At 37.5% G+C, this 18,328-nt stretch carries 24 protein-coding genes; 20 read left to right on the forward strand and 4 right to left on the reverse strand.

The features are described 5' to 3' along the window. Positions 1-3: 3 nt before the first annotated feature. Genes DEU39_RS07565 through DEU39_RS07580 form a run of 4 tightly spaced genes read right to left on the reverse strand, consistent with a single transcriptional unit; the run spans position 4 to position 5,038 of the window. Positions 4-2,520, reverse strand: coding sequence for a DUF935 family protein (locus DEU39_RS07565; protein ID WP_120231485.1), 2,517 nt, complete (start codon positions 2,518-2,520; stop codon positions 4-6). Positions 2,521-2,576: 56 nt separating this feature from the next. Continuing rightward, entirely contained in the window at positions 2,577-2,996 is a 420-nt protein-coding gene (locus DEU39_RS07570; protein ID WP_120231486.1) for a phage protein Gp36 family protein, read from the reverse strand. Between the two features lie 3 nt (positions 2,997-2,999). After that, positions 3,000-4,595: a hypothetical protein gene (locus DEU39_RS07575; protein ID WP_183037390.1), complete on the reverse strand. Its 1,596-nt coding sequence runs from the start codon at positions 4,593-4,595 to the stop codon at positions 3,000-3,002. After that, positions 4,595-5,038, reverse strand: a complete 444-nt coding sequence (locus tag DEU39_RS07580; protein WP_120231487.1) for a hypothetical protein — start codon at positions 5,036-5,038, stop codon at positions 4,595-4,597. The genes DEU39_RS07575 and DEU39_RS07580 overlap by 1 nt, the downstream gene beginning before the upstream one ends. 123 nt (positions 5,039-5,161) lie before the next feature. Here DEU39_RS07580 and DEU39_RS07585 point away from each other — a divergent pair, with 123 nt between their 5' ends. From DEU39_RS07585 to DEU39_RS07675, 20 genes are all read left to right on the forward strand, one after another. Further along, the gene (locus DEU39_RS07585; protein WP_120231488.1) at positions 5,162-6,331 is read left to right on the forward strand and encodes a head maturation protease, ClpP-related; all 1,170 of its coding nucleotides are present in this window, start codon (positions 5,162-5,164) and stop codon (positions 6,329-6,331) included. 2 nt (positions 6,332-6,333) lie between these two features. Further along, on the forward strand, positions 6,334-7,257 hold the full coding sequence (locus tag DEU39_RS07590; RefSeq protein ID WP_120231489.1) for a hypothetical protein: 924 nt from the start codon (positions 6,334-6,336) through the stop codon (positions 7,255-7,257). A gap of 11 nt (positions 7,258-7,268) precedes the next feature. Continuing rightward, complete coding sequence (locus DEU39_RS07595) at positions 7,269-7,604, forward strand: hypothetical protein (RefSeq protein ID WP_120231490.1); 336 nt, start codon at positions 7,269-7,271, stop codon at positions 7,602-7,604. After that, a complete protein-coding gene (locus DEU39_RS07600) occupies positions 7,592-8,833 on the forward strand; it encodes a DUF2586 family protein (RefSeq protein ID WP_120231491.1) in 1,242 nt (413 codons plus the stop codon). Before DEU39_RS07595 ends, DEU39_RS07600 begins: the two co-directional genes overlap by 13 nt. After that, a complete protein-coding gene (locus tag DEU39_RS07605; protein WP_120231492.1) occupies positions 8,833-9,246 on the forward strand; it encodes a hypothetical protein in 414 nt (137 codons plus the stop codon). Before DEU39_RS07600 ends, DEU39_RS07605 begins: the two co-directional genes overlap by 1 nt. 68 nt (positions 9,247-9,314) lie before the next feature. Then, on the forward strand, positions 9,315-9,638 hold the full coding sequence (locus DEU39_RS07610; RefSeq protein ID WP_120231493.1) for a hypothetical protein: 324 nt from the start codon (positions 9,315-9,317) through the stop codon (positions 9,636-9,638). A gap of 41 nt (positions 9,639-9,679) precedes the next feature. Further along, complete coding sequence (locus tag DEU39_RS24325; RefSeq protein ID WP_183037391.1) at positions 9,680-9,820, forward strand: hypothetical protein; 141 nt, start codon at positions 9,680-9,682, stop codon at positions 9,818-9,820. Beyond that, on the forward strand, positions 9,820-10,437 hold the full coding sequence (locus tag DEU39_RS07615) for a DUF6046 domain-containing protein (RefSeq protein ID WP_120231494.1): 618 nt from the start codon (positions 9,820-9,822) through the stop codon (positions 10,435-10,437). Before DEU39_RS24325 ends, DEU39_RS07615 begins: the two co-directional genes overlap by 1 nt. Continuing rightward, positions 10,437-11,513, forward strand: coding sequence for a hypothetical protein (locus DEU39_RS07620; RefSeq protein ID WP_120231495.1), 1,077 nt, complete (start codon positions 10,437-10,439; stop codon positions 11,511-11,513). Before DEU39_RS07615 ends, DEU39_RS07620 begins: the two co-directional genes overlap by 1 nt. Continuing rightward, positions 11,443-11,976, forward strand: coding sequence for a hypothetical protein (locus tag DEU39_RS07625; RefSeq protein WP_147367565.1), 534 nt, complete (start codon positions 11,443-11,445; stop codon positions 11,974-11,976). Before DEU39_RS07620 ends, DEU39_RS07625 begins: the two co-directional genes overlap by 71 nt. Continuing rightward, positions 11,952-12,446 (forward strand): hypothetical protein, encoded by a 495-nt coding sequence (locus DEU39_RS07630; protein ID WP_147367566.1) that lies wholly within the window; start codon positions 11,952-11,954, stop codon positions 12,444-12,446. The genes DEU39_RS07625 and DEU39_RS07630 overlap by 25 nt, the downstream gene beginning before the upstream one ends. Further along, positions 12,446-12,649, forward strand: a complete 204-nt coding sequence (locus tag DEU39_RS07635) for a hypothetical protein (RefSeq protein ID WP_120231498.1) — start codon at positions 12,446-12,448, stop codon at positions 12,647-12,649. The genes DEU39_RS07630 and DEU39_RS07635 overlap by 1 nt, the downstream gene beginning before the upstream one ends. A gap of 2 nt (positions 12,650-12,651) precedes the next feature. After that, positions 12,652-12,939 (forward strand): hypothetical protein, encoded by a 288-nt coding sequence (locus DEU39_RS07640; protein ID WP_120231499.1) that lies wholly within the window; start codon positions 12,652-12,654, stop codon positions 12,937-12,939. Next, complete coding sequence (locus DEU39_RS07645) at positions 12,936-13,478, forward strand: phage holin family protein (protein ID WP_120231500.1); 543 nt, start codon at positions 12,936-12,938, stop codon at positions 13,476-13,478. Before DEU39_RS07640 ends, DEU39_RS07645 begins: the two co-directional genes overlap by 4 nt. Further along, entirely contained in the window at positions 13,456-13,752 is a 297-nt protein-coding gene (locus tag DEU39_RS07650; protein ID WP_120231501.1) for a hypothetical protein, read from the forward strand. Before DEU39_RS07645 ends, DEU39_RS07650 begins: the two co-directional genes overlap by 23 nt. Continuing rightward, on the forward strand, positions 13,749-14,588 hold the full coding sequence (locus DEU39_RS07655; RefSeq protein ID WP_120231502.1) for a nucleotidyltransferase: 840 nt from the start codon (positions 13,749-13,751) through the stop codon (positions 14,586-14,588). The genes DEU39_RS07650 and DEU39_RS07655 overlap by 4 nt, the downstream gene beginning before the upstream one ends. After that, entirely contained in the window at positions 14,578-15,045 is a 468-nt protein-coding gene (locus tag DEU39_RS07660) for a hypothetical protein (RefSeq protein ID WP_120231503.1), read from the forward strand. Before DEU39_RS07655 ends, DEU39_RS07660 begins: the two co-directional genes overlap by 11 nt. Beyond that, complete coding sequence (locus DEU39_RS07665; RefSeq protein ID WP_120231504.1) at positions 15,032-15,793, forward strand: hypothetical protein; 762 nt, start codon at positions 15,032-15,034, stop codon at positions 15,791-15,793. The genes DEU39_RS07660 and DEU39_RS07665 overlap by 14 nt, the downstream gene beginning before the upstream one ends. A gap of 2 nt (positions 15,794-15,795) precedes the next feature. Further along, entirely contained in the window at positions 15,796-17,163 is a 1,368-nt protein-coding gene (locus DEU39_RS07670; protein WP_120231505.1) for a hypothetical protein, read from the forward strand. Positions 17,164-17,166: 3 nt separating this feature from the next. After that, a complete protein-coding gene (locus tag DEU39_RS07675) occupies positions 17,167-18,318 on the forward strand; it encodes a hypothetical protein (RefSeq protein WP_120231506.1) in 1,152 nt (383 codons plus the stop codon). The last annotated feature ends 10 nt before the right edge of the window (positions 18,319-18,328 follow it).

The raw sequence follows: 18,328 nt of genomic DNA on the forward strand, positions 1-18,328 counted from the left end.
AATTCATTTTATTTTGATGCCGGTTCTTTGTTTGGCATCATTGTTTAAATTGTACCAGTCTGTAATCTCCAATCCTTCCATCTGATCGTTAAGATTTACTTTAACAACAACAGCTCTATCCTGATAGAATTTGACATAATTGGAGGTGAATTTGCTTTTATCCAAACCATTCATCCAGACTTCATCCGGGCTGTTGAGAATATCCTTAAGGTGTGGAAATACCTGGTGTTTGTCTTCCTTAAGTGCTTTTCCTGAAGTATTGCTGTTGAATGTCTTTTCCTGAAGAATCATTTTTCTGTTCAAATAATCAGAGAATCCCATGTAATCAGAATCCTTTTCTTTTTTGAACAGTTCTTTTGCATTATCAGCCGTGATTGTTTTGTCCAGGACAAGAGGTTTTAAATCTGCCTTTAAATCGCTCCATTTCTTTAAACCATACTTGTCATAGGTCATGGCGTTTAAATCAGCAGGAAGCCCCTTATTGTCACTATAAAACTGTTTTTTTGTAAAGACCTGTTTCAGATCTCCACGGTTGATTTCAAATTGTGAATTTTTATAATTAACATCACGGGAATAAATGAGCTCTGTAGCAGTTTTGCCGGATATCGCTTTGCCGGAACCGATGTACTGAAGCATTTCACATCTGCAACCAAACCCATTTGGCGGCCATAGTTTCATGGCTTCTTTGTCGTTGAGATCGAAAATTTTTCCGTCCAGGATGGCGTGTGCTTCACGCACGTTTTCATCACCAACGGTCTGATACTGGACCAAATGGGTTACAGTGTCCTTTTCTGCCATGAAACGTACATAAGCTGCTGAATTCTGTCCTACTGCAACAGAAAGATTGTATTCAGTTTGCAGGTACGCTGTGTTAAGATCATCGGTTTTCTCAAGGCATAATTTTTCAAATTCCCCATATTCCCGGATACCGTTTTCCCCATCTGTTAATAGTTCTGTCATTGAGGCGTAACGTGCTTCTGTCTTGCTTGCTGAAAACTCAAAGACGTTGTATTCCATCATTTGCAAAACAAGCTGATCAGGTCCGGTATAAGGATTATAAGTTTTAAAATTATCCCTTAAACCTTTGACCATGAGCAAAGCTTCAGAGGCAATCAGATCTCCCTTTGCGCCTGGAATGTTTTTGTTATCATAGACTGCACGAACAAGCTTTTTAACCTTTTTACGAATATTGTCTTCAGAAATTGAATCTACAGGCGTGTTGTGTTTTCCACAGGTACATTCAAAATTATACCTGTTTGGACGGACTGAGCTCATAGGCTGTGGAAAAAACCCTGCTGCTACATTTGCCCCGCTATCAGGGCTCAGAGTTTTTTTTTTGCCTTCAATTGGAATATTGAAGGTTTGTGAAATCCACTCCTGCTGAACTTCATATCCATTGGTTATAAGTCCTGATGTGATATTCCATAACTCAGTCAAGGAGCTTTCCTGTTCGGCTGTTTTCCATTCAAACACATCATCATCACTAATGTTGTATCCCTGCTTTCTTAACAATGGGAATAACTGATCATTTACAATAAACTGGATCTTTCTTTTATCAGCCTGGGCAATACGATTATCTAAAGATCTTTCATGAACTTCCGTTTGTGATCTGTTGGTTCCCTGGTCGCTCAGCATGGTTGATCCTACGAGGACTTTTGAGATATCGTTTGAATTGGCCTGCATAAACTGCATATAAACCTGATATGCATCTTGTCTGTTAGCTTCCTGAAACTTAATATCTGTGCCATTTGGAAATGTACCTACAGAAGCCTGTCCCAGATTCAAGAGCATTTCATGTACTAAATCAATTGATTTCGCATCTGTTGTGTTGGTTGTAGCAGTGATCAAGGGCATTCCGAATTTTTCGCAAAATTCAGCCCATGCCTGCATGACATTACGTCTCCAGATAAGGTTAGGAATGATGTTGTTAATAATTCCAAGATTAAAATTTTCACCGATCTGTAATAGCCACGGATCAAATGCCGGATTACTGTAATCAATAAAAGCAGGTTTTGTGATATCTGGGAAAATCTTTTTTCTAGTAGGAACAACATTTCTACGTGGGAGAAAGTTCATTTCAATTTTTTCTGCCTGGAATGAAAGGAATTCTGCAACATTGGTTCCCCTTATTGTTTCGTCAATAGATCCATCCAGGAATTTATAGAACCACTGCTGTTGCAAAATGAATGTTATTTCCTCATTAACTTTTTTAGTTTTTCTATTCATCACCTGATAATCGGTGTTCAATGTTGAAGATTTACGCATTTCTATTTGTGACTGGAGGTGTCCGTCTGTCATCAGGTCATCAACCAGATCATGGTAAAGGCTGAATTTAGGATCTTCCGGATTTGTGGCAGCTATTGTCGATTGACGCCATTTCTGGATGTTCTTACGACTGTTATCTTTAAATGATTCTACAACCTGGGTTATTTTGGGATTTCTCCTTCCTGTTGCTTTTTTTTCAGGAACGGCAGAAACGGGGTTTTTGGGGCGTGTAATATCAAAACCTAATATTCTCATAAGAATTATTTTTTATTGTATTTAAAATGAGTTTAAACGCTGTTTAAACAATGTAATTACCATCTGTTAGTTTCCGCCGGATACTTTGAGGTGATTTTAATATCAATCATACTGTTTCCACTGTCATCTGTAATAGGTGGTAAATCTGCGGTGTTTTCTCCTTTGGCCGCCAGCTTCAGCCAGTCGATGGCATCCTGGTATCTCTGAGCTCTTATGTCCGGCATCTTTCTGGGGATTGGGGTGTATAGATGGTAAAGGGAACAGTCCAGGACAATCATCACAATATGGCTGTTCCTTTCATCTCCTGTTTTGGAGAAGATCTTCTCAACATCATATTTCCCGGATAAATAATTTTTAACCTGGGATATTCCCATCTGTTCAGCTGCTTTTATTTTAGTCTCTGAATAATTCTCAAGGAGAATATTTTTTATCTCTGTGCGTACTAATACGCTGTAGTCGTCATCTGTAATAAACATAATTTAAAATCTGTTAGGGTTACGGTTATTGATTTCCTCCCGGCTTGTAGTTCTGGGAGGTATTTTATTGATTGCAGCCGCAACATTCAATTTGCTGATGGCTGATTGTAAGGCATCGGGTCCGTCATCATGAGCCCCACTTCCTTGTGAAAAAGCAAGGAGCTGATTAACGAGCTCGTGATTGTCTGTAGATTCTCTGTGTTTTTCATTGAACCAGATATTACCACGCTGGAAATATCCCTGCATACTTTCAATACGGTCAAACTTTCCGGATTTCGATTTTTCGTCAGCTACTACAGGAATGTACCAGCCTAGTTCATCCCCCACAGCATCAAAGTCACTCACAAATTCATCCTGAGCAAAAAGCCCTTCGATGAAATAGGAAATATTATAATTGAGAAGGCTATTATCCTGCACAAATTCATACAGCCATTTAGCAACGTTATATCTTGAAGTCTGTCTCACAAAAGAATTCAGAACATGAAATTCACGTCCTATCTTTCCGGCAAAAATCATTGCTTTGAAATCTCCTTCATTTTTGTATGATAAGTCACCATAAAAAACCAGGGCATCATATGAGATAAACTTCAATCGTGGTTTATATTGAATCCATTCGTTTTTAAAGAGTTTTCCTTCCACAATATGCACGTGCATATACTCACGCATGAATGATCTGTAAGGTGTAGACAGATATTTCAGTTTCCAGTATTCAGCAGTAGTTTTTTCCGGCCAGTTCGGTTCAAACGTTGTTAAATTTTTAACAGCCGGAACTGTCAGGGTAAAGAATGTGGATTTAAGACCAGCCTCTTTTAATTTTTTGGTGATAATCTTAAATTCCTCTTTAAGTTGGTTAATCAGGGTGTTTTTATGGAAGTTGTTATTGGCTACCACAAATCTGCGATAAGGAGAACCTTCATCAAATGTTCCTTTGGCATCCTCCCAGGCAAAATCAAAAAGTTTTGTTGAAAGATCATCGTTGTTTACCCTTTGTCTGGTATCCACATCATCAAAAACGATATAATCCGGACGGGATGATCCTTCACGCAATCCCCTGGGTGATTGTCCGGGGGTTGAAGTCATAAACTTTGCCCCGTCAGTTGTGGTAAAATCACCGTCAGACCAGTCCCCATATTTAAACTTTTTACCGTAATAGTGAACAAACTTCTGATTGTAGCTAAATTCAGCCTGAATGTCAGAAATCAGCTTTTTGGCTTTCTTATCCGTTTGCCCAAATAAAAGCATGAATTTTAATTCACCGGTAACATAGAGATATAAGGGGATTCCTAAATCAATATGCACAGACTTTGCGCCTGAGCGGTAAATTTCCGCCAAGACATCACACACCGGATTTTTAATGATCAGATCTGCAAGTTTCTTATGATACCAGGCACATTTTACTTTTGCATAGTGGGGGAAAAATTCTTCAAACCAGGTGATATAATCTTTTTCCCATTCTAAACGCTTTTTTCTCCTCTCTGTTGGAGTTTCATTTGGATTAAGTCCCGAGCCTGTAGATTGTTTAATGCCTTTGCAATGCTCATCATAATCCTGGAGCATTTTTTCAAAGGCTTTTGTTAATTTAAAATCTGTAGTACTCATTACTGTTCCTGTTGTGCTTTGTATAGGAGAAACATTTTATGCCATTCAAGGAATGAAACAGCCGCTTCAGGATCCTGAACAGCCATCCACGAATCAAACTCTTTTAAAACAGCCATAGCGATCTGAGCTGAGACTTTATCAGAAAGGAGTTCAATTGCTTTTGTAACCGCCATAAGTGCTTTCACATCAACATTTGGATCTTTGCCTTCTGCGAGATCTCCGAGTTCAGTCATTAAGACCTTTTTAATGTTATTGGGAGCGGTTAAATATTGCTTTCTTTTATCATCCCAGGAAACATCCCCCTGTATTCCTTTACGCCATCTACCAATAGTCTGTTCCGTTACGTCAATCGTAGCGGCAATTGCTTTTGCCGTCATGCCTTCCTCAACAAACATTTTCTCAGCTAATGCACGTAAAGGCTCATTATTTACTCTTTTTGCCATTGTACACTTTTGGGCAAACTTCCAAACAAAAAGGACGGTTTTTTTAAAAAGTGGCAACCCTTGCCGAGGATTTATAAACCATTGTTTCAGTGCTTTAAGTTTGCTGAAAAATCAATCGGACACATGATATTCGGTATTAATGAAAACACGCTAACGATGTACGGAACCATCTGGGATTATGATGGTCAGGAATTCGTTTATTACTTGAACTATCTTGAGAATAAATATTCAGAGATAACAATCAGACTTCATACGTTAGGCGGGAGTGTATTCGCCGGAAACTTAATGTGTAACGCTCTTGAGAGATCCAACGCAGACATTACAATTATAATAGATGGGCTTGCCGCCTCGATGGGTGCGATTTTCATACTATCCTCCAAAAAAGTAAAAATCGTAAACAACGGATACGTGATGATTCACGCACCCTCAAGTGGCTCCTATGGCAATGCAAAAGATCATGAATCCAGCGCAAAGCTTTTACGCTTGATGGAGGAAAATTTTGAACACAAATTAATACTCAGAACCGGCAAATCAAAAGAAGAAGTGAGAGCATGGCTTAATACGGATACCTGGCTGAGTGCTCAGGAGGCTTTAGATCTTGGACTGGTTTCAGAAATTATCCCTGCATCTATAGAAACAGTATATCCGTCTTTTGATCCTGAAGAGCTGGGAGAAACTGAGGTTTTCAATATGTATGCAGCCTTACTTACTTCTGTTCCTACACCAGCGGCTAATGCCTTTATGGGTTTTCCGAAGATTCAAGCACAACAACCAGAACAATTAAATTTTAATGATAATATGAAACAGTTATTAATTTCAGCGTTTGCGCTAAAAGGCGTAACCGCACAAAGTTCCGACACAGCTGTAGTAGAAGCATTACAGACGGAATTTTCAAACTTAACAACAGCAAAGACCACTGCCGAAACAGCCAAAACCACTGCCGAGAATAAACTCAAGGAATTTGAGGATGGAAGAATTAAAGCAATTATTGATGGTGCTGCTTCCGGCCTTGGAAAAACCTTCACAGAGGACGAAAGAAAAACATACGAGTCCATCGGTGCTACTTCCGGGATTGATGCTCTTGAATTGGTTTTTAAGAACGTAATTAAGCCTCAGCCACCTAATATTTTAGCAGCAATTCAGACACAAGAACAGAAAAATATGGTGATTGCTGGAAGGGATAATTGGGATTTTGCTCAGTGGCAAAAAGAAGATCCTAAAGGTCTGGAAAAAATGGCAGTTGATGAAGCTGAAAAATTCCAGGCATTGTTTAACGCAAAATACAGTAAATAATCATGCCAGAATTACAAGATGGATTATGGGCGATCCAGTATTTAGAGCCCCAGTTGCTTGAAGACTTCAGGAACTACAATGACGATTTTATAGGAACATTAAAAGCTCCTAATCCTGCAGCTATCGGAGAAGACGGAATTTTATTTAATAAACTAATTAATAATGTTGGTTTTAAAGTTAACGCAAATACTGATTTTACACCTGTTCCAATGACAGGAAAGAAAGGGTTGGTTTATTGGGATAAATTGGATACCACTCCAACATTGTGTACAGACAAGGAACTTCGAGGAATGGCTTTTGACAAGCAGGCAGCCATCAGAGTAGAGCATACTAACACCTTTAAAATTGGAGCTAGAGACTACGTACTTAACAAACTCGCACCTGCAAACAGTAATAACGCAAAAATGCCAGTGATCAGAACTACTGGGGCCGCTTTTGAAGGTCGTAAGCGTTTAACGTATTCCGATTTACTTAATTTTTATAATAAAGTTGGAAAATTGAACCTTGCCGATAAATCGGGATGGTATATGGTTTTAGGTGATGATCACCGAGCTGATTTATTGGAAGACAGGGCAAACACAACCAATTACCGTGACCTGGAATTCGATAAAGAAACAGGCGAAATTAAGAGATTTTTCAAAATGAAGTTCTTTGAAAATAACGATACTCCGTTGTATAGTGCTTCAGGAGATCTAAAATCTTTAGGATCTGTTCCGGCTCCAACTGATCAGAGGGGATCTATTTTCTATTATGCACCAAATACTGTTTATCACATTGAAGCAGTAACAGTACTGTATAAGGAAATGAAAAATGATACCAGATCAAAAGATCCACAGTCAGAATTAAGATTGCATACTTATGGCCTTTGTGAGAAAAAGCAGGAGCATGGGTTTGGTGCGATCATTTCAGAAAATGCAACACCTTAAAAACTACTGTTATGACAAAGGAACAGAAAGAATATTCAACACAGTTTTTTAAAGATCATCCAGATGTTAAAAAACTTCACCTGAACCCTGAAGGGGAATGGTTCACTGATGACGATTACGCACAGAACAGCCTGAAAAAGGATAAAGAGGGAAATGTTATAGGGGAAATTGAAACTGTAACATGTCCGGAAACTGATATAGATGTTGTAGAGAATCCTACAAATACCAATGCTAATGCAGATGGTGTAGATAAGGATAATGTAGAAACTAATGCTGACAGTGCTGTTAATGCCAGTAATGCAGATAAAGATGACCAAATAAAATCAACTTCAAAATGGCAAATATAAACGGCGTAAATTTTAAAAAGGGCAAAGTCGGAACAAACAAGCTCGGGATTAATGATGCTGTCAGCGGTATCATTTTAACCGGGCCGAAACCGACAAACCTTGAATTTGATACCCCGGTAACGGTATACAATATTGAGGATGTAGAGAGCCTGGGAATTACCAAAGATTACGATTCTACCAACAACGTCCATGTTTATGAGCATTTATCTGAGTTTTTCAGATTTGCTCCTGTAGGTACAGCATTGTATTTTATCATGGAGGAACAGACAAAAAAACTTGTAGATCTTTGCGCAGATCCGGCAAAAAAGCTCTTGGTTTTTGCTGAAGGTAAAATCAATCAGATTGCGGTCGGTCTTAACCTTGCAGCATCTGCAACCATTACCATGCTTAACGGTGTACCGGATGATGTTTACAATTCTATTGCGACAGCAAAGGCACTGGAGGAATGGTCAGAAGAAAACTTTATGCCGGTATCTGTATTCCTAGAAGGTTACAGTTACGGTGGTAATGCTGCCAGTTCTGCAAACCTTCGAGATCTTGAGAACCTTTCAGCCGAGGGTGTAACCCTTGTAATCGGTCAGGATTTCGATGTTGCAAAAAACAAAACCGGACATGCTCAGAAATATGCATTTATAGGTACTGTTTTAGGGGTTTGCGCTTTGTGTTCTGTTAATCAGAATATTGGAGAAAATGAAACCAAAAACCTTACCCATGAGTCAAGGAAACTCCTTATTAATCCGGGATTATCCAATCACAAACTAACCAAAGACCAGTTTTCAGACCTTCAGACCCTCGAAAATAAGGGTTATGTATTTGGTCTTACTTATACAGGTCTTGCAGGTGTAAGGCTTAATAATGACCACGTATGCAGCCCGATTATTTTGGATGATAACAATAACATCAATGAGCATACTGTTGCTTATGGCAGAACTGCTAAAAAAGTCAGAAGAGCACTAAGAACAGTGTATCTGCCTAAAGTTAAAACTGATCCGGCTGTTAACCCGGAAACGGGAAAAATGCTTCCTGGTGTTGTAGTGGCTTTTGAAGCTTTGGGAGATGGGGTTTTTGCTGACATGGAAAGAGCTGGAGAAATCTCAGGTGGAAAAACCTATGTAGATCCTAACAGTGATGTCATTGTAGCCAAAGTTTTAAACATTGGTTTTAAGGTCATCCCTAAAGGAAACATTGGTGAAATTAACGGAACAATTAACCTTAAAACACAATTATAATGAGCGAAATTATCAGAAATGGTAAAGCCTATGACAGCGTTGATGTTAAGGTGCAAATCAATGGCGTTCCTATCAATGTAAAGTCATTGTCATACGGAAACGAGCAGGAGCACCAATTGAACCATACTTTAGGAGCTGAAGCAACATCCTGGTCAATGGGGAATATAACGCCCTCAGCATCAGTAACTCTGATGATGGCAGATTCTGTTCCCCTGGAAGTAGCGGCAGGCGGAAGCCTTTTAAAGCTCAAACCCTTTACAATGACTGTTGAATTTGTTAATGAGTATAATATCATTGTTGTAGATAAGATCATTGCAAAATTTCAAAGTGAAGGCCGAGAAGTTACGGGCGATATGGGACTGGAAAAGCAGTTTGATCTATTTGCTTTAAACGTAGCTCTTAACGTACTATAGCCTTTTAAACGCTGTTTAAAACAGCTTTACAACAAATCAAAATTAAATTAATCATAAACATTAAAAAAATGTCTTTACAAGAAGTAAACCAAGAAACAAAAGATGCACTTAAAAAAGAGCATGGCGATAAATTAAAAAGTTTGATTCTTCCAATGAATGACGAATCAACAGAAGAACTCGAAGTCCTGGCAGTAGTTCCCTCCAGATCCGTTGTAGGACAATCTATGAAATATATGAACTCGGACCCTAAAAAAGGTCAGGAAATTCTTGTGAAGAATTGTATTCTGACCAGCAAAGAGCTTGTCTTGGATGATGACGGGATGTTCTATGCTGCTGCCGGACTGTTAACGGAGCTTATCCCGATCAGACAGGGAAAGTTTGGGAAAGTTTAGAGGGCTCAGGTCTAAGCTATAACCAGGGAAGTGATTTATACATGAAGGCAGATGCACTGATCAGTCATTTCCTTCATGTCCCTTTCCCGGAAAACCTTGATGATGATACCTGGGCGTTAAAATGGGCACAGATAGGATGGTTAACAGATATGGGAATATTAAGCGTTAAAAAACTTCAGTAATGACAAACGGTGAATCAATAGTGATCAATTTGGCGGCCAGATATGCAGCTGCTTTTGGAATAATGGCAGTAAGCAATAAGATCAATCAGGCAGTTGTCACCCGTGAGGAAAATCAATACAATGTGGATGTTTACGAAGACTTTGACCCTGATTTTGAAGCTGTGACAATGTCGTATAGATCCGGCGATCAAAATATTGAATTGAAATTTGCCAAAATGCTGGAAAGTTCCGGGGATGGTTCAATCTATGCTCCACCGCTGATGATGGGTTTCAGCCGTGAAAAAAACCTTATTGAAACAGAGGTTTCTGGTGGTGATGCTGTAGTGATTGAACGCTGGGGTACAAAGCCCTGGCAAATTGATATCCGTGGGATTTTGATTGATGTTGAAAACAGGAGATATCCAACTGATAAAGTAGATGCCTTATGCCGGTTTTTTGAAAACAATAGTGTCATAGCAGTTACAGGACAGCAGTTCATTGAAAAGAATATTAAAAGTATTTACCTAAAATCAGTAAGTATTACAGCTGTAGAGGGATATCAGGATACATTACAATTTACATTATCAGCTTCCAGTATCAATGAAGTGAATTTCACCTTAATAAAACCTAATGAATAATGGCTTTACACTATTATACCATTGGTATCAGGATTACCATTGCCGAACGCATTCAGTTTTCAATCGTAAAATCTATCAAAATTGAGAGCACCATTGAAAAGTTTGCAGATACTGCAACAATCGAATTACCAAGGGAGTTTAAAAATGCTGTAGATAATAATCAGCGGTTATCATTGGAACGCAAAAACTTGCTTGATTACCTTAAAGTAGATGATTCAATTGTTATTGAAGCCGGTTACAACGGGGAACTTTTTACAGAGTTTACTGGTTATATTTCAAACGTAGGGGCTGAAATCCCGATCATACTTGAGTGTGAGGATGAAATGTATAAACTTAAAAAGATGCCTCTTATTAACCATACTTTCAAGGCTGCAAGCCTAAAAGAAGTACTACAGTTTATCGCTCCCGGATACGAAGTTAATGCACTGGATATGCCGGTGGGAAAATATATGATTGAACGGGCCACACCTTACAAAGTCATAGAAGATCTTAAGGAGAAATTCGGCATTCGCTGTTTTTTTAAGGGGAAAGTACTTTATGCAGGGCTTACAGTAGATTTTAAACCGCAAACGGTACATGATTTTACTTTTGGAAAGAACATCCGCGGAAGTACGGATCTGAAGTACAAAACACAGGCAAGCCGGAAACGATTGATAAAAGCCGTTTCCATGCAAAGAGGTGGAACAGACAAAAAAGTCACCTATGAATATGGTGAACCTGGAGAAAGTGAAATTTCATTGCATGCTCCACTGAATTTAACCCAGGAGCAACTGAAAGAATGGACCGAGAAATACTATTACTCAATGGTGTTTGACGGTTATGAAGGCAGTATAGACGGTTGGTTTTATCCCCGTACTGAAGTGGGTGACAGTGCCAATATCAAAGATCCAAACTATCCTACAGGATATCGTGACGGACAATATTTCATTGATGGTGTAACAACACTGATTAATGAATCTGACGGAATAAAAAGACAAAACAAATTAGCATTTAAAATAAAAAGCAATGAAGAATTTAATCGGCCTGCTTATGGTCATATTGCTGTTACTCCCAGGGTGCAGCGCAGTAAAAAATAACCTCCCTGATTTACCACCTCCTTTAATTCAGAAAGACAGTATTACAGAAACAAAAACTGTCACTGTTACGGTAAGAGATACCGTTTTAGTTTCAGAGCCGGACAGCCTGTATTATGAAGCTTATATCGATTGTGTTAATAATAAACCGGTGCTCAGAGGTCCAAAACAGAAAAACACTTCAGGAGTAAAATCAGATGTTAACCTAACGGATGGGAAACTTAAAATTTTGGTGAATACTGAAGCGCAAAAACTTTTTCACACCTGGAAGGAACAATATATTGAATCAACAAAAGATCGAACTCAAAAAATACCGGTCCCGTATCCGGTTATTAAAACCGTAACGGTTCCGGCTGAACTTTCATTTTTCCAGACCCTTTTTATCTGGCTTGGTAAAATAGTCTTTTTTGGGTTGATTGGTTGGATCTTATATAAAATACCGTGGAGAAGTTTCTTGAGGTTGTAGCAAAACAAAGTCAAAAGTCATTGCCGGTTAACCGTTCAACATCGATCGGAACTGTTATGGAAATAACCGGAATGACTTGTACTGTAGAAAGAGAAGATCTTCCACCTTTATTTGATGTTCGTTTTAATGCGATTGATAAAAGTTTTGATAACTGCATTCTGATTTACCCGGTTGTAGGATCTCAGGTTCTTTGCCTGGTGGTGGAAAATGAACCGGCAGAAACAGCAATAGTCAAATACACAGAAATTGACAAAGTGATCATTACAATAGGTGGAGCACGCTTTGAAATGTCAGGTGGAAAGTTTGAGTTTAAAAATGAAACGAGTGATTTAAAGCAGATTTTAACAGATGGATTTAACCAGCTTAAAAATGCAATCATTACAACGTCTTCAGGACCAGGGCAATTTTCTGACAAGGATAAACTAAAGTTTGAAACTCTAAAGAATGACACCGAAAATCTTTTTAAGTAATGCCATTAAACGACACACAATTTATTCAACAGGCTGTTAACCTACAGGTAGAAATGGAGGTTGAAACAGATAAGAATATAGCACGACAGCAATATGCTGAAAAGCTTTTAAAGCTTATTAAAGAATATTTAAAGAGTGCTTCGATTGACATCACCGGCACAAGTAATCAGGGAGCTTTTACAGGAACAGGGAAAATTACATAACCATGAGAAAAGATATTAAGGTTGATGATAACCATGAAGCCGTTATCGAAGGCGGTGACTTTGTGATCAGTGAATCTGACCGACAACATGTAATAGACATCACTTTTGCTCATCCGGGGGAATACAAAGCTTATCCATTAATAGGATTTGGAGCGATTCTGCAAATAAAGAAAAATCCGGATCCTAATCAGTTTAAACGTGATTTAAAGATTCAATTGGAGTATGACGGTTACAACAACCCGGACATTGATCTCTCAGGAGGATATGAAAACCTGAAAATAAACATATGAAAGAATTATTAATATATAAAAAGCCTGTCATTGCAATATTGGCAGCTTCAAAAAAACCGGCTGTTATTGTTCCCACATTGGGATTTCTGACAGTTTCAGATTGTACATTAGGCGTTTTTCTATTATTGGGGCTTATGGCTTTGGATTTTGTTACTGGAGTCCTTGCATCCTGGAATATGTGGAAAAACTCAAAAATAGAAAGTAACTTTTGGAAATATGGTTTTTCAAGTTCCAGGATCCGGCTGTCAATTGCAAAAAGTGTTACTTATTTCCTACTCATTATCTGCTCCTATTGGATTGAGGTAATATTCAGAATTAAAAGTTTTGGATCTAACAGCTACACAGATCATGAATTAACAATATCACTTTTGGCCATAGCATTTGCATGTTCTATAGAGTTTTACTCAATATTTTTTGAAAATCTTCCTAAAGCCGGATTTGATATCTGGAGCTATTTCAAGAAAATGACTTCAAAGATAAAATCCGGAATAAGCACCATCAAAGATATTACCAAAGATGACAGTAACAGTACTCCATAATCAGACCCTTTTGGATATTGCCATACAATACACCGGAATAGTTAAAAACAGCTTTGATATTGCGGTGTATAATGGTATTGCAGTATCTGATTCATTAACACCAGGAACAAGCATTCTTATTCCTGACAATATTGAAACTGATGCAGATGTTGTTACTTATTATTTGGTGAATAAACTTCAACCGGCCACAGAAATAGATCCTGATTTAATTACAATAACCCCACTGTCCGGAATCGGATATTGGGAAATAGAAAACGAATTTACAGTAGAATGAGAACAGTAGAAGAAATTTACAATTCATTAATTGAAAAAAAGGCTACTTATCCCGATTTGGACGGTTTGAATTCAACCTCCAAAGTATCAATATGGCGGCTTTTGTTATGGGTGTTTGCTTTTGCTATCTATATCCATGAAAGGATTTTTGAAGAGTACAAAAAGGAAATAGCACTGATGATCCAGGAAGAGAAAAGCCATACACAAAGATGGTACAGAAATAAAGCTCTTGCCTTTCAATATGGGTTCTCCCTACTTCCTGATGATGATCAGTTTCAAAACTCAGGGTTTACAGATGCACAGATTGAAGCTTCAAAAATTGTTAAGTACTCAGCAGTTACAGAAAGTGAAGATCAAAGCCGGTTAATCATCAAAATAGCTACAGAATCCGGAGGAGTACTACAACCTATCACTGATGATCAAAAACAGGCTTTTGAATATTACCTGTCTGAAATTAAAGATGCAGGAGTGAAAACAACAGTTATCAATTTCCTTCCGGATAAATTACAGCTTTTTCTAAAAATCAAACGAGATCCGAATGTTATTGATTCCAATGGGGTTTCAATTTTGAATGGTAATGAACCGGTAAAGGATGCTTTACAGAAGATGTTAAAAGAACTTCCTTTTAACGGAGAATTAGTTCTCAACACAGTTGTTGACCGTTTGCAGGTGATAGATGGGATTGTGAACCCTCATTTAATTGCTGCTAAAACGTCCTGGATTGATCCGAGTTTAGGAGATTATGGAAACTGGGAAAATATTGAGATCTCAAAGATTCCGGTTAGTGGATATTTTGAAATTGATTACCAAAATAGCAGTATCGAATATGTGGTATAATCTTAAAGCTCAGAATTTAGTTCTACAATGTCTTCCGACATTTTTACGAAGAGGGTCTATAAGCTCTTTGCTGGCATTAGCAGCTTCAGAACTGACCGACTTAAATAATGCTTTGGTTGCTAATAGAAACGTTTCAATTTCTAAAGTTTCTCATAACTCTCAGGTTTGTAAGCTCAGGAAGATCCTCAATGATACGTTTGATTATGAACGCAGGATTAAAGTTGTAGAAGGGGTATTAAAAAAACCTAAATATATATATACAGATGCTGAGCAAAAGCCCGTATGGCTGGGTGAGATAATCATTTATCCGGACTCAGAAACAGAAGGAAACGGGGTCGATTTTACGGTCATAATCCCAGGAGAATTAAAAAATTATAAAGTCGAAATAACCTCACTTGTCAATTTTTATAAACTAGCAAGTAAAAAATTTAAAATTTTAATAGATGAAAACATATAATTTAAATGAAACTGAAGGATTTAATTTTGGAGTTACGGTTCTTTCAAATTTGCAAGAAGCATATCTCACTTACTCTCAGTTATCAAAAATAGCAGGAAATAAAGCTATTGTGAGCGGATGTGAAGATTTAGGTACAACTGTAGGCGATGGATTTGTAGTGATTGATGGTGAATTTTTAGAGTTTAAAGGTTCTATTAAGCAAACAACAGTAGTAATAAAACAGGAGGATACACAAAGGGAGTATGAAAATGGGGTTATGAGACCATTTGAGACCTACAGATATGTTACTTTTGGATCTGCTCCTAATGCTATTTCATGGGATTCATTCAAACGAGTTCCGCCACTTAATGAAATTCCGGCTCAGCTTAACGCATTAAATACAAAAATTGATGGTTTCATCAATGCAATGGGCTTTTTACGTAAAGGTGAAATTTTCATTGGAGATGTGAACGGTAAAGCAATTGGATGGGAGTATATAGGTTCTGATTATAAAGTTAAACTAATTAACAATACTGGTGGAGGCGGCAGTGGCGGCGATGATTTGTATCAGGTTACTTTAAATACCCCTCTTGAAGATGCCAATTATAGAATCTTTACAGCGATTCGATACACAGGCAATTATGTTTCTAATAATGATGTAATTGTTACTACATCTATTCCAACAAATACAGGCTTTCAACTCTCTGTTAGGGAGCTTTCAATGGATACTCAGAGTATAACTATTGAATATATAATTTTTAAAAAATAATCATGAAAATTCCAAAATTAAATTTAAAAAACTTATTCTTAAAAGGTCAAAAACCCAATCAAGAAGCCTTTTGGAACTGGATTGATAGTTATTGGCATAAAGATGAAGAGATTGATCAGGCTGCTGTAAAAGGGCTTGAATCAACCTTAGCAAACAAACTGGATAAAGGTGTTGAAACAACTCTATTAAATGCATTTAATGATGCTGTATCAAATGTAAATTCTATATTAAAAGGTGAAGCAACTCCCACCAGTTCCCCCACGGCTTGGCTGCCAGGATCACCAGATCTTTACGAGAAATGGGAAGCAACTACAGTCGGAACTTATACAAATTTCAAAGGTTCAAATGGATTACCTATTGAAGTAACCCTTACTGATATAGATAAAAAGTTTGTCTTTCTAAACATGACAAATGGGGTTGCAAAAAAAACTACAGTTCCTATTCCTGGAGTAAATGTATCTCCTGTTTTTGATCCGCTAGATTCTGAAAAAGCACAAGGAGGAAAACAGATTGCTGATTATATAAATTTTAGTTCAAAACCTTTTAATTATGTGTTGGATTTTTCGAAGGATAATTTCGGAAAATATACTGAGTTAATAGGGACTATAACATTTTCTGAAGGTTCAGGGAGTCTCTTCGGAAAAGTCGCATATGTTAAGTTAACAGGAGGTAATGTGACCTTCCCGTCTGATTTTGTTCCTCAACTTGGTACTGCGGATTATGATCCAACAAAAACTAATACTATTGCCTTTTGGAAAGAGTATGATAAGATAAGATTTTTTAATGAAATATCGGCATTAGAACCATTACCCACAAACGATATTATCACATCCTATAATTTTCAAAACAGGTCGCCAAATGCTGCATTAAGTACGATTCCGCATATAGGAGCCGTTTTGACTGGAAACATATCAGATCACAGCATTAGCACAGACGGACAGTTTCTTAGAAGACTTACAACAGCTACAAGCGGAGCAGCAGCGATTGCCGTTGATACTGGTGGCGTAATTAATTATAAAGCAACTTTCATAATGAGCATCTATAGTATGTTAGATGTATTGATTGGCGGAAATACTTATGATAACTATGTCAATTATATTAATATAAGAGCTCAGTCTCCAGCATCAGATGTAGTATGGGTTTCCGCTTCTAATCCTACAGGTACAACAATCGCTACTACTCCTAATATTCCATATCCTCAGTTTGATTGGTATTTATGGGAATTTGTGGTCAATGGATCTCAAGTGAAGTTCTTTTGTAATGGGAATTTCATTGTCGAATACACAAACCCAAATACAGGAAACTACTTCAGTTTCATCTTAAATAAGAAGGAAGATGGAGTAAAATCATTTAAAATTGAAAAGTTATAGTTTATGAGTTCAACTATTATTGCGATTAAAAAAAAAGCCTCTAATGTATTCATTGGATATATTAAATTGAGCAGCATCCTTCCAGTTAATTTTCTCGAAAGTAAGATTGGATTAAATAGTATTGTAATTGGTGATGATGCTACTACACAAATTCAAAATTTGCTTAATGGTGGAAACAAAAAAATACTGTGGGATGTTTCGGTAAGTCTAAGCAATTCATTGTTTGTTGAGAGCCTTACAAAAATAAAAGTATTATCCGGTAAAGGTGCTGTGATGCGAAATGCTGTTAATAGGCCGATGTTTACGAATAAAAACCATGTCTTTTCAAACAACGCTAATATCATAGATCATGACATTGAAATAGACGGTGGAATTTGGAATGGCAATTCTGCTGGTCAAACGAAAAAGGGAACCCCTCAATTTGGTTTTAATAACATATTCTCCTGGTATGGTGTGAACAATCTGGTACTGAAAAATCATAAAATGTATACTCCAAAAACGTACGCTCAGCATGCAATTAACGTGGTTAATGGTCATTTATCTGATTTTGTTGTAGACGTGGGTCCAAATCCAGCAATTAATATGGATGGAGTGCATTGGGATGGTTGGTGCAAAGATTGTTCAATTAAAAGAGGAAATATAAGAAGTTATGATGATGGTATTGGTATGAATGCAGATGACTTGTTAAATGCTTCCGGATCTGAAGCTTTAGGTTTTTTTCCAACCGCTGCGAATGGCCCAATATCCAATATCGTTATAGAAGATATTATATTCAATGTCTCGCTTTTTGGTATTAGAATTCTATCAGGACAAAGTCGAATAGACAATATTTCGATTAAGAATATTAGTGGAGTAACTTACAATTATTCGATTTTAGTTGATAATTACTGGCAATTACCTAACAACTTGGACAAGCCGGGGAAAGGTAATGTGGGAACTGTGACAATTGATAATGTGACAACTATAGTGCCAACAAAAGACCCTGGATTTACAGTAAATAAAGGTAAGATAAATCTTTCATGTTCAATTGAGAATCTTACAGCAACCAATATTTCACCGACAGGCACAGAAAACCCACTGGTTTTTAAACTAGCATCTGCAGGAGGTTACACATATGAATATGGAACTATCAGTGTAAATAGCGAACCTATATAATAAAATAAGG

This window comes from Chryseobacterium sp. AG363 (assembly GCF_003610675.1).
GTDB lineage: Bacteria > Bacteroidota > Bacteroidia > Flavobacteriales > Weeksellaceae > Chryseobacterium > Chryseobacterium cucumeris.

Coding starts and splice junctions, on each gene's coding strand:
- DEU39_RS07635 (WP_120231498.1), top strand. CDS start 12,446: ATGCCATTAAACGACACACAATTTATTCAACAGGCTGTTAACCTACAG.
- DEU39_RS07565 (WP_120231485.1), bottom strand. CDS start 2,520: ATGAGAATATTAGGTTTTGATATTACACGCCCCAAAAACCCCGTTTCT.
- DEU39_RS07575 (WP_183037390.1), bottom strand. CDS start 4,595: ATGAGTACTACAGATTTTAAATTAACAAAAGCCTTTGAAAAAATGCTC.
- DEU39_RS07625 (WP_147367565.1), top strand. CDS start 11,443: ATGAAGAATTTAATCGGCCTGCTTATGGTCATATTGCTGTTACTCCCA.
- DEU39_RS07655 (WP_120231502.1), top strand. CDS start 13,749: ATGAGAACAGTAGAAGAAATTTACAATTCATTAATTGAAAAAAAGGCT.
- DEU39_RS07580 (WP_120231487.1), bottom strand. CDS start 5,038: ATGGCAAAAAGAGTAAATAATGAGCCTTTACGTGCATTAGCTGAGAAA.
- DEU39_RS07570 (WP_120231486.1), bottom strand. CDS start 2,996: ATGTTTATTACAGATGACGACTACAGCGTATTAGTACGCACAGAGATA.
- DEU39_RS07640 (WP_120231499.1), top strand. CDS start 12,652: ATGAGAAAAGATATTAAGGTTGATGATAACCATGAAGCCGTTATCGAA.
- DEU39_RS07670 (WP_120231505.1), top strand. CDS start 15,796: ATGAAAATTCCAAAATTAAATTTAAAAAACTTATTCTTAAAAGGTCAA.
- DEU39_RS07615 (WP_120231494.1), top strand. CDS start 9,820: ATGACAAACGGTGAATCAATAGTGATCAATTTGGCGGCCAGATATGCA.
- DEU39_RS07650 (WP_120231501.1), top strand. CDS start 13,456: ATGACAGTAACAGTACTCCATAATCAGACCCTTTTGGATATTGCCATA.
- DEU39_RS07585 (WP_120231488.1), top strand. CDS start 5,162: ATGATATTCGGTATTAATGAAAACACGCTAACGATGTACGGAACCATC.
- DEU39_RS07595 (WP_120231490.1), top strand. CDS start 7,269: ATGACAAAGGAACAGAAAGAATATTCAACACAGTTTTTTAAAGATCAT.
- DEU39_RS07605 (WP_120231492.1), top strand. CDS start 8,833: ATGAGCGAAATTATCAGAAATGGTAAAGCCTATGACAGCGTTGATGTT.
- DEU39_RS07600 (WP_120231491.1), top strand. CDS start 7,592: ATGGCAAATATAAACGGCGTAAATTTTAAAAAGGGCAAAGTCGGAACA.
- DEU39_RS07645 (WP_120231500.1), top strand. CDS start 12,936: ATGAAAGAATTATTAATATATAAAAAGCCTGTCATTGCAATATTGGCA.
- DEU39_RS07660 (WP_120231503.1), top strand. CDS start 14,578: ATGTGGTATAATCTTAAAGCTCAGAATTTAGTTCTACAATGTCTTCCG.
- DEU39_RS24325 (WP_183037391.1), top strand. CDS start 9,680: ATGAAGGCAGATGCACTGATCAGTCATTTCCTTCATGTCCCTTTCCCG.
- DEU39_RS07665 (WP_120231504.1), top strand. CDS start 15,032: ATGAAAACATATAATTTAAATGAAACTGAAGGATTTAATTTTGGAGTT.
- DEU39_RS07620 (WP_120231495.1), top strand. CDS start 10,437: ATGGCTTTACACTATTATACCATTGGTATCAGGATTACCATTGCCGAA.
- DEU39_RS07675 (WP_120231506.1), top strand. CDS start 17,167: ATGAGTTCAACTATTATTGCGATTAAAAAAAAAGCCTCTAATGTATTC.
- DEU39_RS07610 (WP_120231493.1), top strand. CDS start 9,315: ATGTCTTTACAAGAAGTAAACCAAGAAACAAAAGATGCACTTAAAAAA.
- DEU39_RS07590 (WP_120231489.1), top strand. CDS start 6,334: ATGCCAGAATTACAAGATGGATTATGGGCGATCCAGTATTTAGAGCCC.